General features: G+C 69.8%; 12 protein-coding genes. All 12 read left to right on the top strand.

Annotation, left to right across the window (positions count from 1 at the left end; all coding sequences use genetic code 11):
- The first annotated feature begins 226 nt into the window (after window positions 1–226).
- The 12 genes from ACZ47G_RS09345 to ACZ47G_RS09290 all read left to right on the top strand — a co-directional run bounded on the left by ACZ47G_RS09345 (window position 227) and on the right by ACZ47G_RS09290 (window position 18,056).
- Complete coding sequence (locus ACZ47G_RS09345; protein WP_465740817.1) at window positions 227–2,854, top strand: SpoIIE family protein phosphatase; 2,628 nt, start codon at window positions 227–229, stop codon at window positions 2,852–2,854.
- Between the two features lie 93 nt (window positions 2,855–2,947).
- Entirely contained in the window at window positions 2,948–4,768 is a 1,821-nt protein-coding gene (locus ACZ47G_RS09340) for an ABC transporter family substrate-binding protein (RefSeq protein ID WP_465740816.1), read from the top strand.
- A gap of 288 nt (window positions 4,769–5,056) precedes the next feature.
- Window positions 5,057–6,961 carry a translational GTPase TypA gene (typA, locus tag ACZ47G_RS09335; protein WP_380457914.1) on the top strand — a complete coding sequence of 635 codons (1,905 nt, stop codon included), beginning with the start codon at window positions 5,057–5,059 and terminating at the stop codon, window positions 6,959–6,961.
- A 432-nt stretch (window positions 6,962–7,393) separates the two neighbouring features.
- Window positions 7,394–9,040 carry a peptide ABC transporter substrate-binding protein gene (locus ACZ47G_RS09330; RefSeq protein ID WP_465740815.1) on the top strand — a complete coding sequence of 549 codons (1,647 nt, stop codon included), beginning with the start codon at window positions 7,394–7,396 and terminating at the stop codon, window positions 9,038–9,040.
- 141 nt (window positions 9,041–9,181) lie between these two features.
- Window positions 9,182–10,108 carry an ABC transporter permease gene (locus ACZ47G_RS09325; RefSeq protein WP_465740814.1) on the top strand — a complete coding sequence of 309 codons (927 nt, stop codon included), beginning with the start codon at window positions 9,182–9,184 and terminating at the stop codon, window positions 10,106–10,108.
- Window positions 10,101–11,042, top strand: coding sequence for an ABC transporter permease (locus tag ACZ47G_RS09320; protein WP_465740813.1), 942 nt, complete (start codon window positions 10,101–10,103; stop codon window positions 11,040–11,042). The genes ACZ47G_RS09325 and ACZ47G_RS09320 overlap by 8 nt, the downstream gene beginning before the upstream one ends.
- A 19-nt stretch (window positions 11,043–11,061) precedes the next feature.
- Complete coding sequence (locus tag ACZ47G_RS09315) at window positions 11,062–12,114, top strand: ABC transporter ATP-binding protein (RefSeq protein WP_465740812.1); 1,053 nt, start codon at window positions 11,062–11,064, stop codon at window positions 12,112–12,114.
- Window positions 12,107–13,123, top strand: a complete 1,017-nt coding sequence (locus ACZ47G_RS09310; RefSeq protein WP_465740811.1) for an ABC transporter ATP-binding protein — start codon at window positions 12,107–12,109, stop codon at window positions 13,121–13,123. Before ACZ47G_RS09315 ends, ACZ47G_RS09310 begins: the two co-directional genes overlap by 8 nt.
- Before the next feature lie 221 nt (window positions 13,124–13,344).
- Window positions 13,345–14,970, top strand: coding sequence for a peptide ABC transporter substrate-binding protein (locus ACZ47G_RS09305; RefSeq protein WP_465740810.1), 1,626 nt, complete (start codon window positions 13,345–13,347; stop codon window positions 14,968–14,970).
- A gap of 99 nt (window positions 14,971–15,069) precedes the next feature.
- Window positions 15,070–15,996, top strand: a complete 927-nt coding sequence (locus tag ACZ47G_RS09300) for an ABC transporter permease (RefSeq protein WP_465740809.1) — start codon at window positions 15,070–15,072, stop codon at window positions 15,994–15,996.
- On the top strand, window positions 15,989–16,987 hold the full coding sequence (locus tag ACZ47G_RS09295) for an ABC transporter permease (protein WP_465740808.1): 999 nt from the start codon (window positions 15,989–15,991) through the stop codon (window positions 16,985–16,987). The genes ACZ47G_RS09300 and ACZ47G_RS09295 overlap by 8 nt, the downstream gene beginning before the upstream one ends.
- 16 nt (window positions 16,988–17,003) lie before the next feature.
- Window positions 17,004–18,056 (top strand): ABC transporter ATP-binding protein, encoded by a 1,053-nt coding sequence (locus ACZ47G_RS09290; RefSeq protein WP_465740807.1) that lies wholly within the window; start codon window positions 17,004–17,006, stop codon window positions 18,054–18,056.
- The last annotated feature ends 11 nt before the right edge of the window (window positions 18,057–18,067 follow it).

Genomic DNA, 18,067 nt, shown 5'->3' with positions numbered 1-18,067 from the left:
GAGTAGAGCCGCAGGAGAACGGTGCCGCATATGCCATCGGGCGCCCAGGGGGAGCGCGCGCCCCGGAAGGGGGCGCGGGCGTGGCATTGTGGTTGCGCGGGCGGTAGGACAAAAACCTTCGCCCGATCTGATGTTGTGATGTTGAGGGCGTGTGAACGCACCCCTCGATGATGAATACTCGGTCTTCTCGACATCCGGACGGTCGCGGGTTGGAGGGGTCGGTCCGTTGAACAGCACTCCGGCGCGGAACGCGCCGAGCAGCAGCGGTCATGCCGCTGTGCCCGGGCAGGTCGGGTCCCCGCACCTGCCCGCACCGGCGGCCCCGCCGGCCGTCGGCGCCGCGGGCCCGGACCGGTCCGGCTACCGGGGCGCCCGCCCCACGGCCGAACCCAGGCCCTGGGGCGCCGGGGACCCGGGCTCGATCTACGACTACATCCGGGTCGCCACCTTCGCGATCGGCCCCGACGGGCGGATCAGCCAGTGGAGCGAGCGCGCCGCCGAGTTCTTCGGGGTCACCGCCGCCGAAGCCGTCGGCTCGGACCCGATCACCACCTTCGTCCCCCGCGAACTCTGGCAGCGCGGCCGCGCCCGGCTGGAGCGCACCCTGGCCGGCGAGGAGTGGGTCGGCACCACCCCCTACCGGGACGCCGTCGGCGGCGAGGGCCTCGCCGAGCTCTACCTGATGCCCGACAGCGCCCTGCCCACCGCGGGCGCCACCTGTCTGGCCGTCGACCTCGGCCGACTGCGCCGGATCGAGACCGACCTCGCCGCCTCCGAGGCCGTCTTCGGCCAGACGCCCACCGGCTTCGTACTCTTCGACGACCGGCTGCGGCTGCAGCGGGTCAACGACGCCTTCGCCTCCGGGATGGGCCTCGTCCCCACCGACCTCGAGGGCCTCACTCCGCACGACCTCTTCCCGCCGTCCGAGGCCGACCGGCTCAGCGCCGCCCTGCGCAAGGTCCTCGCCACCGGCGAACCCGTCTTCGACCTGCGCTTCCACAGCGCCGTCCCGACCCGCGAGGGCAACCGGCTCTGGGCCGTCTCGCTGTACCGGCTCAACGGCGCGGCCGGGCAGCCGATGGGCGTCGCCGGGCAGGTCTCCGACGTCACCAGCCGGCACGTCGCCGAGCGCGAGGCCGACGGCGTGCGCCGCAACCTCGCCCTGCTCAACGAGGCCAGCGCGCACATCGGCTCCACCCTCGACCTGGAGACCACCGCCAAGGAACTCCTGGACGTCGTCGTCCCGCCGTTCTGCGACCTCGCCACCGTCGACCTCTACACCGCGCTGCTCTCCGGCGAGACCGTCCCCAGCGCCGGCCGGCTCGGCGACACCGTGCTCACCGACGGCAGCGGCGAACTGCGCCGGGTCGCCGTCTCCAGCGTGATCGGCGGGGCCTCCTCGGTGCTCGGCTCCGTCACCGGCCTGCCGATCGCCGAAGCCGGCGGCACCCTCTGCTACCCGCGCCGCTCCCCGCACGCCCGGGCGCTGCGCACCGGCCGCAGCGTCGTCCCCGAGCCCGGCCGCGACCCGCTGCTGCGCTCCACCCTGATCGTCCCGCTGGTCGCCCGCGACCAGGTCCTCGGCCTCGTCCAGCTCTCCCGGGCGATCGGCAGCGAGCCCTTCGACGCCCGCGACGTGGCGATCGCCGAGGAACTCGTCGCCCGCGCCGCCGTCTGCATCGACAACGCCCGGCTCTACCGGCGCGAGCACGAGCGGGCGCTGATCCTCCAGCGCAGCCTGCTGCCCCCGGGCAACCCGGCCGCCAGCGGCCTGGAGATCGCCTGCCGCTACCTGCCCAGCAACAACAACACCGAGGTCGGCGGCGACTGGTTCGACGTCATCCCGCTGCCCGGCAACCGCACCGCCCTGGTCATCGGCGACGTGATGGGCCGCGGCCTGCGCGCCGCCGTCGCCATGGGCCAACTGCGCACCGCGGTACGGACCCTGGCCATGCTCGACCTCGACCCGGCCGAGGTGCTCGGCGCGCTGGACGAGATCGCCCGCGGCCTCGGCGACGACTCCGTCCCGGCCGGCCCGCCCGCCCCGTACGGCCGGCTCACCTCGACGGCCGACGAGGAGGCCCGCGAGGTCTACCTGGCCACCTGCGTCTACGCCGTCTACGACGCCGTCACCCGCCGCTGCGTGTTCGCCAACGCCGGCCACCTGCCGCCCGTCCTGCTCAGCCCCGGCGAGCCCGCCCGGATGCTCGACGTGCCGCCCGGCCTGCCGCTCGGCGTCGGCGGCGAGCCCTTCGAGGAGGTCGAACTGACCCTCCCGGACGGCGCCGTGCTCGGCCTCTACACCGACGGCCTGGTGGAGAGCCGCAAGCACCAGCTGGACGAGGGCCTGCGCGCCTTCCGGGCCGCGCTCGCCGACCGCGGCAAGGGGCTGGAGGACCTCTGCGACCACGTCCTCGGCGAACTCGACCCGCACCACGGCGAGGACGACATCGCGCTGCTGATGGCCAAGGTGCACGCCTTCCCCGAGGACGCCGTCGGCAACTGGTTCCTGCCGCCCGAGCCCACCTCCGTCGCCAAGGCCCGCGAACTGGCCTGCAGCTGGCTGCTCGCCCGGGGGCTGGAGGAACTGGTCGACACCACCGAGCTGCTGGTCAGCGAGCTGGTCACGAACGCGCTCAAGCACGGGCGGGGCGAGATCCGGCTGCGGCTGCTGCGCGACCGCAGCATGGTCTGCGAGGTCTGGGACGACGGCTACGCCCAGCCCCGGCAGCGGCGCGCGCAGGAGACCGACGAGGGCGGCCGAGGCCTGCAGCTGGTCAGCCTGCTGGCCGAGCGCTGGGGCAGTCGGCGCACGCCCAAGGGCAAGATCGTCTGGTTCGAGCTGGCGCTGTAACCGGGTCCGGCGCTGGGCCGTCCGGGTGCAGTCGCCCGGCGGGACGTCGTGTCGGCGCGGGCCCGGGCGGGCGGGCGGCGTTCGATGTCCGCCATGCGCGTCCGCCAGCTCACCGCCGCAGCCGTCGCGCTGCTGCTCGCCGCCGCTCTCGGCGGCTGCTCCGACGACCCGGTCCGCGGCCCCTCGGCCGCACCCGCCTCGGCCGACCCCACCGCCACCACCGGGGACGTCCGGCCCGCCGACCGCGACGCCGTCCAGGACGGCGGCACGCTGCACTGGGCGCTGGACGGCGTCCCGGCCACGCTCAACGTCTACCAGCGCGGCGCCGGCACCGACTCGGCGCTGCTCGCCCACGCGCTCTACCCCTCGCTGTTCCGGCCCGACGAGCACGGTCGGCTCGTCCCCGACCCGGACTACCTGGTCGGCGCCGAGTCCACCCCGCCCGGGCAGCAGCCCCAGGTGGTCACCTACCGGCTCAACCCGCACGCCGTCTGGAGCGACGGCACCCCGCTGACGGCCGCCGACCTCACCGCCCAGCGGGCCGCCCTGTCCGGGCTGGACCCGGCCTACCGGGGCAGGCGGGCCGCCGGGTACGACGCCATCGACTCGGTCACCCAGGGCGGTGACCCGCACGAGGTCAAGGTGACCTTCCGGCGGCCCTACGCCGAGTGGCGGGCGCTGTTCGGGCCGCTCTACCCGGCCGCGGAGACGGCCACGCCGGAGGCCTTCAACCGGGCGCTGGCCGGCACCGGGCACCTGAGCGCCGGGCCGTACACCGTCACCCGGTACGACGCCGAGGACGGGCGGGTCACCGTGCAGCGCAACCCGCTCTGGTGGGGGGACCTGCCGAAGACCGACCGGATCGACTTCCTGGCCGCGCCGCCCGAGCGGCGGCTGGACGCGCTGGACCGGGGGCGGCTGGACATCGCCCCGCTCACCGCGGCGGTGGACCGGGCGGAGCCGGTCGCGACGTCGTCTCCCTCGTCGTCCCCTTCGCCGTCCCCTTCGCCGGCCGAGCGCTCGCCCGCCGCCGCTCCGCCCGCCGCTCCGCCCGCCGCCGCGCCCGAGGCGGCGCTACGGCGGGCCGAGTCGCTGCCCGGGGTCGCCGTCCACCGGGCGGCCGCCGCCTCGCTCACCCAGCTCACCCTCAACGGCGAGCGCGGGCCGCTCACCGAACCGGGCGTACGGCGGGCGGTGGCCCGGGCGCTCGACCGGGGGCGGATCGCCCGGGCCGCGCTCGGCCCGCTCGGGCTGCCCGGCGCCCCGCTCGGCAGCCACCTGCTCGCCGCCGACCAGGAGGGCTACCGGGACGACAGCGCCGCGATCGGGCCGGACGACCCGGCGCGGCTGCTGGACGAGGCCGGCTGGAAGCTGGCGAGCGGCACCACCCGGGTCAAGGACGGCAGGGAACTCACCCTGGGCCTGCTCCTCCCGGCCGGCTCCGCGACCGCCCGGCGCACCGCCGACGCGCTCGCCGCCGACCTCGCCCGCTACGGCATCGCGGTGAAGCCGCAGACCGCGCCCGCCGACACCTTCGTCCAGGACCACCTGGCCGCCGGGGACTACGACCTGGCGCTCTTCTCCTGGCCGGCCGGCCCCAGCCCGGCCGCCGAGCAGCGCGCCGTGTACGCCAAGCCCCGGCCGGACGCCGACGGGGCGCTCGACTCAGGCCGGAACTACGGCCGCAGCGGCACCGAGGAGATCGACCGGCTGTTCGACCGGGCGGCCGCCGAACTCGATCCGGCGGCCCGGCTGGACCTGCTGCAGGAGGCGGACGTACGGATCTGGGAGCTCGGGCACTCGGTGCCGCTGTACCAGCGGCCGGAGCTGGTCGGGGTGCGGGCCGGGGTGGTCGGGGCCGGGGTGTTCGGGTTCGGGTGGCCGCGGTTCCAGGACCTGGGCTGGAAGCGTTAGACGCCCCGCCCGGCTCGAAGGTGTCGGATCACGAACGGAGGGGGGTCGGAACGCGACCGCCGGGGGAAGAGGGTGTGACCCGCCTGTGATCTTGGTCCCGCCCGACCTGCTCGTTTCTGCCCCCTTGGGCGCTTCCCCGTACCATAGGGAAAAGCCGAGGCATGTCCAGATGCCCGGCGGGTGGACCGGTAGTAGCAGGCGGAACGAGTGGCAGCGGCCGAGGGCCGCAAGTGCGCGTCTCGCGGCCGGGCCCGCCGTAACCCACGATTCCGGGAGAATCCGCTAGGCATGCCCACGCGCAACGACATCCGTAACGTCGCCATCGTCGCCCACGTCGACCACGGAAAGACGACCCTGGTCGACGCCATGCTGAAGCAGGCCGGCGCCTTCGCCGCCCACCAGCACCTCGACGACCGCATGATGGACTCGAACGACCTGGAGCGCGAGAAGGGCATCACCATTCTCGCGAAGAACACGGCGGTCAAGTACCACCCGAAGGATGGTGGCGCGCCGATCACCATCAACATCATCGACACCCCGGGCCACGCCGACTTCGGTGGCGAGGTGGAGCGCGGCCTGTCGATGGTGGACGCGGTCGTCCTGCTGGTCGACGCCTCCGAGGGCCCGCTGCCGCAGACCCGCTTCGTGCTCCGCAAGGCGCTCTCGGCCCGCCTGCCCGTCATCCTGTGCATCAACAAGACGGACCGCCCGGACTCCCGGATCGACGAGGTCATCAACGAGACCTACGACCTGTTCCTGGACCTGGACGCGGACGAGGACCAGATCGAGTTCCCGATCGTCTACGCCTGTGCCCGTGACGGCGTCGCCTCGCTGACCAAGCCGGAGAACGGCACCGTCCCGGCCGACAGCACCAGCCTGGAGCCGTTCTTCTCCACCCTGCTGGAGCACGTGCCGGCCCCCAGCTACGACGAGGACGCGCCGCTCCAGGCCCACGTCACCAACCTGGACGCCGACAACTTCCTCGGCCGCATCGCGCTGCTGCGCGTCGAGCAGGGCGAGCTGCGCAAGGGCCAGACCGTGGCCTGGATCAAGCGCGACGGCTCGATCTCCAACGTCCGCATCTCCGAGCTGCTGATGACCGAGGCGCTCACCCGCAAGCCGGCCGAGGTGGCGGGCCCCGGTGACATCTGCGCCGTCGCCGGCATCGGCGACATCATGATCGGCGAGACCCTGGCCGACCCGGAGAACCCGATCGCGCTGCCGCTGATCACGGTGGACGAGCCGGCCATCTCGATGACCATCGGCACCAACACCTCGCCGCTGGTCGGCCGTGGCGGTAGCGGCAAGGGCGCGGACGCCAAGTCCGGCGCCAAGGTGGACCGCAAGGTCACCGCCCGTCAGGTGAAGGACCGCCTGGACCGCGAGCTGATCGGTAACGTCTCGCTGCGCGTGCTGGACACCGAGCGTCCGGACGCCTGGGAGGTGCAGGGCCGCGGTGAGCTGGCGCTGGCCATCCTGATCGAGACCATGCGCCGCGAGGGCTTCGAGCTGACCGTCGGCAAGCCGCAGGTGGTCACCAAGGAGGTCAACGGCAAGACCCACGAGCCGGTCGAGCGCCTCACGGTGGACGTGCCCGAGGAGCACATGGGTGCCGTCACCCAGCTCATGGGCATCCGCAAGGGCCGGATGGACAACATGTCCAACCACGGCTCGGGCTGGGTCCGGATGGAGTTCGTCGTGCCGTCCCGCGGCCTGATCGGCTTCCGCACCGAGTTCCTCACCAACACCCGCGGCACCGGCATCGCCCACTCGATCCACGAGGGCCACGAGCCGTGGTTCGGCACGCTGACCACCCGCAACAACGGCTCGCTGGTCGCCGACCGGGCCGGTGTGGTCACCGCCTTCGCGATGACCAACCTGCAGGAGCGCGGCGTGCTCTTCTGCGAGCCGGGCACCGAGGTGTACGAGGGCATGATCGTCGGTGAGAACTCGCGCTCCGACGACATGGACGTGAACATCACCAAGGAGAAGAAGCTCACCAACATGCGGTCGTCGAACGCCGACGTGGCCGAGTCGATCGTCCCGCCGCGCAAGCTCTCGCTGGAGCAGTCGCTGGAGTTCTGCCGCGAGGACGAGTGCATCGAGGTGACTCCGGAGACGGTTCGCATCCGCAAGGTCGTGCTCGACCAGAAGGACCGCGGCCGCACCGCCTCGCGCGCCAAGAAGGCGTGATCCGGACGGCTTGATCGGCCTTTGGCCGGAATGCTTCGCCCCCCTTTCCAATGGAGAGGGGGGCGAACTTTTTCAACTACTCCAAGTTGTCGGGGCCGCTATTAACCGAATAGCGCTCATCACACCCAGGTGTCCGCTGAGCGAACGTGACAGTTCGTCATCCGTGACGACTGTCCGTTTGGTGCCTGTCTGGCTATGTCTCAAATGTCCGGTTTTCGAAACTTACCGACTGTTCATGTGACCTAATTGAGATCGTCACTGGTCACTTTCGTGTCCGTGCGTGACGGATAGTGGGTGCAGTCAGGCTCGGGTCAAGGGTGAACGCGCAGGGGTGCGCGCCGAAACCACGAGCGCGGACGGCATTGCGGGTCCGGTTACCACCGTTCCGCGGTGCCTTCCTCGTCGCAATCGTCGAATTCAGGAGGCACACCGATGCGTGGTGTGAGCCAGGCCAAGTGGGTTGTCGCAGCTGTTGCTGTCGCGCTCGCCGCGACTGCTTGTAGCAGCAGCGGCAGCAGCGACTCCTCCGGCGGGAGCTCGGACAGTGCCGCGGTTGACCCGGCGGGCGTCTTCAGCTACCAGAGCGCGGAGCCGCAGCGCCCGCTGCAGCCGGCCAACGCCATGGAGAACCAGGGCGGCCGTATCGTCAAGCAGCTCTTCACGGGCCTCGTCGACTACGACCCCGCGACCGGTGCGCTGCGCAACCAGGTGGCCGACAAGATCGAGACCACCGACGCGAAGAACTACACCGTCACGCTGAAGTCCGGCTGGACCTTCCACGACGGCACCCCGGTCACCTCCAAGTCCTTCGTGGACTCCTGGAACTGGTCCGCCAACCCGGCCAACAGCCAGATCAACTCCGACTGGTTCTCGGACATCGTCGGCTACGACGCCGTCCACCCGGACAAGGGCGACCCGACCGCCAAGGAGATGGCCGGCCTCAAGGTCGTCGACGACACCCACTTCACCATCGAACTGACCGCCCCCGTCTCGTACTTCACGTACAAGCTGGGCTACTCGGCGTTCTTCCCGCTGCCCACCGGGTTCTTCGCGGACCCGAAGGGCTACGGCGAGAAGCCGGTCGGCAACGGCCCCTACCAGTTCGTCTCGTGGGAGCACAACAAGGCCGTCACGCTGAAGGCGTACGACAAGTACACCGGCATCAACAAGGCGAAGAACGGCGGGATCGTCTTCCGCAACTACACCGCCCCCGAGGCCGCGTACAAGGACCTGATGTCCGACACCCTGGACGTCCTGGACCAGGTCGACTCGACCGACCTGCCGAAGTACAAGGACGACCTGGGCAAGCGCGCCGTCGACTCCCCGCAGGGCGCGATCCAGAACATCTCGTTCGCGATGTACCAGCCCGAGTGGCAGGGCGCGGACAAGGCCAAGGTCCGCCAGGGCCTGTCGATGGCGATCGACCGCGACACCATCACCAAGACCGTGCTGAACAACAGCCGTCAGCCCGCCGACTCGTTCGTGGCGCCCGGCGTCATGGGCTACAAGGCCGGCACCTGCGGCGACGCGTGCAAGTACGACCCGGCCAAGGCCAAGCAGCTCATCACCGAGGGCGGCGGCGTCCCCGGCAACAAGATCACCATCCTCTACAACTCCGACGGTGGTCACAAGGAGTGGGTGGACGCGGTCTGCAACTCCATCCGCCAGGCCACCGGCGTCGAGTGCCTCGGTGACCCGAAGCCGGACTTCAAGACCTCTCGTGACATCATCACGAAGAAGCAGGTCACCAGCATGATGCGTACCGGCTGGGTGCAGGACTACCCGCTGAACGCCAACTTCCTGCGTGACGTCTACGGCACCGGTGCCGCGGCGAACGACGGCAGCTACTCCAGCCCCGAGTTCGACAAGCTGGCGCACGAGGCCGACGCCGCCACCACGGTCGAGAAGACCGCGGAGCTGTACCAGCAGGCCGAGGCCGTTCTGGCCAAGGACATGCCGCAGATCCCGCTCTGGTACTACAAGACCAACTCCGGCTACTCCAACAACGTTCAGAACGTGAAGTTCAACTCCTTCGGCGACCCGGTCTACACCGACGTCGAGGTCAAGAAGAAGAAGTAATCGGTCGGCACCGCCTGACCCGGTGACAACGGCCGGTGCCCGTCCCATCCCCACAAGGGCGGGGACTGGCACCGGCCGTTGGCACGCCGACTTATCTCTTGCCGGGTTGACGGGCCCGGCAGAGTCATACATGGAGGCACGATGGGGCGCTTTGTCGCGAGGCGACTGCTCCAGATGATCCCGGTGTTCCTCGGAACGACCGCACTCATCTTTTTCATGGTGCACTTGCTGCCCGGCGACCCGCTGGCAGCACTGTGGGGCGACAAGGCGCCGGACCCGGTGCAGCTCGCAGCCCTGAAGCACCAGCAGGGACTCGACCAGCCGCTGCTGCAGCAGTACTTCACCTACATGGGGAAGCTGCTCACCGGTGACTTCGGGACTTCCCTGGACGGCCGACCGGTGCTCGACAAGATCACCGAGGCGCTGCCGGTCACGGTCCGGCTGGCGCTGTTCGCGTTCGTCATCGAGATCGTGCTCGGCATCGGCATCGGCCTGTTCGCCGGCCTGCGCCGCGGCAAGGCGTTCGACAAGGGCGCGCTGGTCCTCACCCTGCTGCTGATCTCGATCCCGGTCCCGGTGCTGGGCTTCGTCTTCCAGACGATCTTCGGGCAGAACCTCAAGTGGGTGACCCCGACCGTTCAGGACAGCAACGACCTCACTCAGCTGACGCTGCCGGCCATCGTGCTCGGCTCGCTCTCGCTGGCGTACGTCGCGCGTCTCACCCGTACCTCCATAGCCGAGAACATCAAGGCCGACTACGTCCGGACCGCGGTGGCCAAGGGCCTGCCGCGCCGGAAGGTGATCGGCACTCACCTGCTGCGCAACTCGATGATCCCGGTGGTCACCTTCCTCGGTACCGACCTGGGCGCCCTCATGGGCGGCGCGATCGTCACCGAAGGCATCTTCAACGTCAAGGGTGTCGGCCACGCCCTCTACCAGGCGATCAACATGAAGGAGGGCGCGACCGTCTCCGGTTTCGTCGCCTTCCTGGTGCTCGTCTACCTCGCCGCCGGCCTGATCGTCGACCTGCTTTACGCGGTCCTGGACCCGAGGATCCGTTATGCCTGATCTGACCGAGAAGAAGACGGCCGAGAAGATCCCGGCCCAGACCGCGATCGCCGCGGTCGCCAAGCCGGAGAAGGCCCGCAGCCTCGGCTCCGACGCGTGGCACGACCTGCGTCGCAAGCCGATCTTCGTGATCTCCGCGCTGCTCATCCTGCTGCTGATCGTGATCGCGATCGCCCCGAGCCTGTTCACCTCGGTGGACCCGCGGGCCGGCGACCTGCGCAACCACTACCTGACGAAGCCGAACTACGGGAACCTGTTCCAGGCGGACTGGTTCGGTTACGACCTCCAGGGCCGCAGCATCTACGCCCGCGTCATCTACGGCGCCCGCGCCTCGGTCGTGGTCGGCATCTGCGTCACCTTCGGCGTGACGATCCTCGGCGGCATCACCGGTATGCTCGCCGGCTACTTCGGCGGCTGGGTCGACACGATCATCTCCCGCGTCACCGACATCTTCTTCGGCATCCCGCTGCTGCTCGGCTCGCTGGTGATCCTCAACGCCTTCACCTCGCGCACCGTGTGGAGCGTGGTCTTCGCGCTGGTCGCCCTGGGCTGGACCCAGATGACCCGTGTCATGCGCGGTTCGGTGATCACGGTCAAGCAGTCCGACTTCGTGACCGCGGCCAAGGCGCTCGGCGCGGGCACCACCCGGATCCTGTTCAAGCACATCCTGCCGAACGCGATCGCTCCGGTGATCGTGGTCGCGACCATCGCGCTCGGCGGCTACATCGCCACCGAGGCGACGCTGAGCTTCCTCGGCATCGGTCTGCAGGACCCGACCATCTCCTGGGGCATCGACATCAACTCGGCCCAGAAGGTGATCCGTACGGCGCCGTTCGCGCTGTTCTTCCCGGCAGGCATGCTGAGCCTCACCGTGCTGGCCTTCATCATGCTCGGCGACGCGGTGCGCGACGCCCTCGACCCGAAGCTCCGCTGAGAGAAGAGGTGACGACCCGATGACCACCGTGATCGAGAACAACAGCCAGAAGAACGATCGTCTCGAAGTCGGAACCCCGCTCCTGGAGGTCAAGGACCTCCACGTGGAGTTCCACACCCGGGACGGCATCGCCAAGGCCGTGAACGGAGTCAACTACTCCGTCGCGGCCGGCGAGACCCTCGCCGTGCTCGGCGAGTCCGGCTCCGGCAAGTCCGTGACGGCCCAGACCATCATGGGCATCCTGGACATGCCCCCGGGCAAGGTGACCCAGGGCGAGATCCTGTTCCGCGGCCGGGACATGCTCAAGATGAGCAACGAGGAGCGGCGCAAGATCCGCGGCCGGAAGATCGCGATGATCTTCCAGGACGCGCTGTCCGCGCTCAACCCCGTGCTCAGCGTGGGCTACCAGCTCGGCGAGATGTACCGGGTGCACCAGGGCGCCTCCAAGGCCGAGGCGAAGGCCAAGGCCATCGAGCTGATGGACCGGGTGCGCATCCCCGCTGCCAAGCAGCGCGTGAACGACTACCCGCACCAGTTCTCCGGCGGCATGCGCCAGCGCATCATGATCGCCATGGCGCTGTCGCTGCAGCCCGACCTGATCATCGCCGACGAGCCCACCACCGCCCTGGACGTCACCGTCCAGGCCCAGGTGATGGACCTGCTGGCGGAGCTCCAGGCCGAGTACAACATGGGCTTGATCCTGATCACCCACGACCTCGGCGTGGTCGCCGACGTCGCGGACAAGATCGCCGTGATGTACGCGGGCCGGATCGTCGAGACCGCCCCGGTGCACGACCTGTACGCGAAGCCCGCGCACCCGTACACCAAGGGCCTGCTCCGCTCGATCCCGCGCCTGGACCAGAAGGGCCAGGAGCTGTACGCGATCAAGGGCCTGCCTCCGAACCTGCTCAAGGTTCCGGCCGGCTGCGCGTTCAACCCCCGCTGCGACGTCGCCACCGACCTGTGCCGCACGGAGACCCCGGCGCTGCACCACGTGACCGACGAGGACGGCACGGAGCTCACCGGCCGCCGCAGCGCGTGCCACCTTTGGAAGGAGACCCTCCATGGCTGAGAACATCCTGGAGGTCAAGGACCTGGTCAAGCACTACCCGCTGACCCAGGGCGTCCTCTTCAAGAAGCAGGTCGGCGCGGTCAAGGCCGTCGACGGCATCAGCTTCGAGCTGAAGAAGGGCGAGACGCTCGGCATCGTCGGCGAGTCCGGCTGTGGCAAGTCCACGCTGGCCAAGGTGCTGATGAACCTGGAGCGGGCCACCTCCGGCCAGGTGCTGTTCAAGGGCGAGGACATCTCCACCCTGGGCGGCGCGGCGCTCAAGGCCGTCCGGCGCAACATCCAGATGGTGTTCCAGGACCCGTACACCTCGCTGAACCCGCGCATGACGGTCGGCGACATCATCGGTGAGCCCTTCGAGATCCACCCCGAGGTGGCGCCCAAGGGCGACCGCCGCAAGGCCGTCCAGGACCTGCTGGACGTCGTGGGTCTGAACCCGGAGTACATCAACCGGTACCCGCACCAGTTCTCCGGCGGTCAGCGCCAGCGCATCGGCATCGCCCGCGGCCTCGCGCTCAAGCCGGAGATCATCATCTGCGACGAGCCGGTCTCGGCCCTGGACGTGTCCGTCCAGGCGCAGGTGATCAACCTGCTGGAGCAGCTGCAGGGCGAGTTCGGCCTGTCGTACATGTTCATCGCGCACGACCTCTCCATCGTCCGGCACATCTCCGACCGCGTCGGCGTGATGTACCTGGGCAAGATGGTCGAGATCGGCTCCGACGAGCAGATCTACGAGAACGCCACCCACCCGTACACCCAGGCGCTGCTCTCGGCGGTGCCGGTGCCGGACCCGGCGGCGCGCGAGAACCGCGAGCGGATCATCCTCACCGGGGACATCCCCTCGCCGGCCAACCCGCCGTCCGGCTGCCGCTTCCGCACCCGCTGCTGGAAGGCGGAGGAGCGCTGCTCGGTGGAGGTCCCGCTGCTGGCGATCCCGACCACGCTGGAGGGCCCGGCCGCCCACGAGTCGGCCTGCCACTTCGCCGAGGTCCGGGAGTCGGCCGCGGCCTGACGTCCCGTACGCACCCGGAAGGGCCCGTGGCTCCGGCCACGGGCCCTTCCGGCGTTTCCGACGCCGTGTCGGCCCGGTTCGGCGACGGTCCGGTGTTCCCGGCGCCGCGTCAACTCGGCGGGAGGTCACGGCACCCGTCCGGGTGCTCCCGACTCGCGCCGTCGCCGGGGCGCGCATCTCATGGGGTGTGATGCGACACACACCCCTGAGGAGGGACCTCCATGCCCGTAGCCGCCCGTGCTCGCCTGGTGCTCGCCGCTGCGACGTCCGTGGTCCTGGTGGCCACCGGGTGCAGCAGTGGCGGCGGAGGTGGCGGTAGCAGCTCGTCGGACGCCGGCAAGACCTTCAGCTACCAGAGCAGCGAGCCGCAGAACCCGCTGCAGCCCGCCAACGCGAACGAGGTCGGCGGCGGTCGCATCATCCAGAACCTCTTCAAGGGCCTGGTGGACTACGACCCGAGCACCGCCAAGATCCGGATGCAGGTCGCGGACAAGATCGACACCAGCGACTCGCAGACCTTCAACGTCACGCTGAAGGACGGCTGGAAGTTCCACGACGGCACCCCGGTGCACGCCAAGAACTTCGTGGACGCCTGGAACTGGGGCGCCAACCCGGCCAACGCCCAGATCAACAGCTCCTGGTTCTCCGACATCGAGGGCTACCAGGACATCCACCCGGCCTCCGGCAAGCCGACCGTGGACAAGATGTCCGGGCTGACCGTCACCGACGACCTGCACTTCACCGTCAAACTGAGCCACAAGGTCTCGTACTTCGAGTACAAGCTCGGTTACATCGCCTTCTCGCCGCTGCCGGACGCCTTCTTCAAGGACCCGACCGGGTTCGGGCAGAAGCCGGTGGGCAACGGCCCGTACCAGTTCGTCAGTTGGTCGCACAACACCGAGGTGGTCACCAAGACCTTCCCGGACTACCAGGGCGTGGACAAGCCGAAGAACGGCGGCATCGTCTTCAAGATGTACACCACGTCCGAGGCCGCCTACGCGGACCTCCAGTCCAGCAACCTCGACGTGATGGACCAGGTCCCGCCGTCCGCGCTGGCGACGTACAAGAACGACCTCGGCGACCGGGCGATCGACGCCCCGCAGGGCGCGATCCAGAACATCGGCTTCACGCTCTACCAGGGCGACTGGTCCTCGCCGGACAAGGCCAAGGTGCGCCAGGGGCTGTCGATGGCGATCGACCGCGACACCATCACCAAGACCGTGCTCCAGGGCTCCCGCAAGCCGGCCACCGCCTGGGTCGCCGAAGGCGTCGAGGGCTACAAGGACGGCGCCTGCGGCGACTTCTGCAAGTTCGACGCGACCAAGGCCAAGCAGCTGATCCAGGAGGGCGGCGGCGTCCCCGGCAACAAGCTGCTGATCACCTACAACGCGGACGGCGGCCACAAGGAGTGGGTCGACGCCGTCTGCAACTCGATCCGGCAGAGCACCGGCGTGGACTGCCTGGGCGACCCGAAGCCCGACTTCAAGACCGCCCGCGCGGCGATCACCTCCCACCAGCTCAACGGCGCCTTCCGCACCGGCTGGGTGCAGGACTACCCGCTGAACGCCAACTTCCTGTCCGACGTCTACCGCACCGGCGCGGCCTCCAACGACTTCGGCTACAGCAACCCGCAGTTCGACGACGCGGCCACCAAGGCCGACGAGGCCGCCAGCGTCGCCGACACGGTGACGGGCTACCAGCAGGCCGAGGCCGTGCTGCCGAGCGGCATGCCGGCCATCCCGCTCTGGTACTACCGCACCAACTCGGGCTACTCGAACAAGGTGCAGAACGTGAAGTTCGACTCCTTCGGCAACCCGGCCTGGACCCAGGTCGAGGTCAAGGGCTGACCCGCCCCCCACGCCGGCCCCGTCCTCCCCGCACGGAGGGCGGGGCCCGGTCCTCTCCGCCGGCCGACCCGGCCGGTTCCGCCCTGGAAGGAGGCTCGGATGGGCAGTTACGTGCTGCGGCGGGTGCTGCAGATGATCCCGGTGTTCTTCGGCACCACGCTGCTGATCTTCCTGATGGTCTACACGCTGCCGGGTGACCCGGTGACGGCGCTGTTCGGGGAGAAAGCGGCCGACCCGGCCGTGGTGGCCAGCATCAAGCACAAGTACTTCCTGGACCAGCCGGTCTGGAAGCAGTACCTGCACTACATGGGGAACCTGTTCCAGGGCGACTTCGGCACCAGCTTCACCGGCCGCCCGGTCTCGGACATCATGGCCGGCGCCTTCCCGGTCACCATCCGGCTGGCGCTGCTGGCCTTCGTGTTCGAGATGGTCCTCGGTCTCGCCCTCGGCCTGGTCTCCGGGCTGCGGCGCGGCAGCGTCCAGGACACCCTGGTGCTCGTCATGACCCTGGTGGTGATCTCGATCCCGGTCTTCGTGCTGGCGTACATCGCCCAGACGATCTTCGCCACCAATCTCGGCTGGGTCACCCCGACCGTCCAGGACAGCTACGACCTCTCCCAACTCGTGCTGCCGGCCGTCGTGTTGGGATCGCTCTCGCTCGCCTACGTGGCCCGGCTGACCCGCACCTCGATCGGCGAGAACCTGCGGGCCGACTACATGCGCACCGCCGTCGCCAAGGGCCTGCCCCGGCGCACCATCGTGGTCCGGCACCTGCTGCGCAACTCGCTGATCCCGGTGGTCACCTTCCTCGGCACCGACCTGGGCGCGCTGATGGGCGGCGCGATCGTCACCGAGGGCATCTTCAACGTGCAGGGCATCGGCAACGTCCTGTACCGGGCGATCAACACGAAGGAAGGACCCACCGTGGTCGGCATCGTGACCGTCCTGGTGATCGTCTACCTGGTCGCCAGCCTGCTCGTCGACCTGCTCTACGCGGTCCTGGACCCGAGGATCCGCTATGCCTGACATCCACGACGAGGACTCCGCCAAACCACATCCCAAGCCCGGGGTCTCGCGCCTGGACTACGCGGGCGAGCAGGGCATGTCGGTCGAGCGGGAGACCCTGGTCGAACCCGACGTGGAGAAGCGGGAGGAGGCCCGCAGCCTCTGGGGCGACGCCTGGCGGGACCTGCGCCGGCGGCCGATCTTCCTGATCTCGGCGGTCCTGATCCTGCTGCTGGTGGTGATGGCGGTCTTCCCGTACGCCTTCACCGACGCCGACCCGCGCAAGGCCGACCTGGTGCACGACTACCTGCGCCGGCCCGACTGGGGCGACGTGTTCGGGGCCGGCTGGTTCGGCTACGACGCACAGGGCCGCTCGATCTTCGCCCGGGTCGTCTACGGCGCCCGCGCCTCGATCACCGTCGGCATCTTCGTCACCGCCGCGGTCACCGTGCTGGGCGGGCTGACCGGCATGGTCGCCGGGTACTTCGGCGGCGGCGTCGACGCGGTGATCTCCCGGATCATCGACATCTTCTTCGGCATCCCGCTGCTGCTCGGCGCCCTGGTGCTGCTGAACGCCTTCGCCACCCGCACGGTGTGGAGCGTGGTCATCGCCCTGGGCGTGCTCGGCTGGACCCAGATCGCCCGCGTCATGCGCGGCGCGGTGCTGACCGTCAAGCAGTCCGACTACGTGGTGGCCGGCCGGGCGCTCGGCTCCGGGACCGGGCGGCTGATGTTCCGGCACATCCTGCCGAACGCGATCGCCCCGGTGATCGTGGTCGCCACCATCGCGCTCGGCGGCTACATCGCCACCGAGGCGACGCTGAGCTTCCTCGGCATCGGCCTCCAGGACCCGACCATCTCCTGGGGCATCGACATCTCCTCCGCCCAGAAGGTGATCCGCACGGCGCCGTACGTGCTGTTCTTCCCGGCCGCGGCGCTCTCCGTCACGGTGCTGGCCTTCATCATGCTGGGCGACGCGGTGCGCGACGCCCTCGACCCGAAGCTTCGCTGAGCGAGGGGAGCGCATCGTGAGTACAGCCGTGGACACCGGCAAGCAGGAGCGGGAGACGCCCTACGAGGGGCCGCTGCTCGACGTACGGGACCTGCACGTCGAGTTCGTCACCCGGGACGGCGTCGCCAGGGCCGTCAACGGGGTCAACTACAGCGTCCGGGCGGGCGAGACGCTGGCGGTGCTGGGCGAGTCCGGCTCGGGCAAGTCGGTGACCGCGCAGGCGATCATGGGCATCCTGGACATGCCGCCGGCCCGGATCCCGCGCGGGGAGATCCGCTTCCGCGGCCGGGACATGCTGAAGATGGGCAAGGAGGAGCGGCGCAGGGTCCGCGGCCGGAAGATCGCGATGATCTTCCAGGACGCGCTGTCCGCGCTCAACCCGGTGCTCAGCGTGGGCTTCCAGCTCGGCGAGATGTTCCGGGCCCACCAGGGCGTCTCCAGGGCCGAGGCCAAGACGAAGGCCGTCGAGCTGATGGAGCGGGTGCGCATCCCGGCGGCCAAGCAGCGGGTGAACGACTACCCGCACCAGTTCTCCGGGGGCATGCGCCAGCGCATCATGATCGCCATGGCGCTGGCGCTGGAACCGGACCTGATCATCGCGGACGAGCCCACCACCGCGCTGGACGTGACGGTGCAGGCCCAGGTGATGGACCTGCTCGCGGAGCTCCAGGCCGAGTACAACATGGGGCTCATCCTGATCACCCACGACCTGGGCGTGGTCGCCGACGTCGCGGACAAGATCGCGGTGATGTACGCGGGCCGGATCGTCGAGACCGCCCCGGTGCACGAGCTGTACGCCCGGCCCGCCCACCCGTACACCCGGGGCCTGCTGGACTCCATTCCGCGGCTGGACCAGAAGGGCCAGGAGCTCTACGCCATCAAGGGCCTGCCGCCCAACCTGCTGCGGATCCCCAAGGGCTGCGCCTTCAACCCCCGCTGCCCCCGGGCGCAGGACGTCTGCCGGGCCGAGGTGCCGGAGCTGTTCCCGGTCGCCGAGGACGACGGCACCCCGCTGGAGGGGCGCGGCAGCGCCTGCTTCTTCTGGAAGGAGACCCTCCATGACCGTTGACGGGGCCAGCG

This window comes from Kitasatospora sp. NPDC030952, from assembly GCF_055571335.1.
Note: the sequence above shows the minus strand (reverse complement) of the source record. Positions and strands in the feature narration are given on the sequence as shown.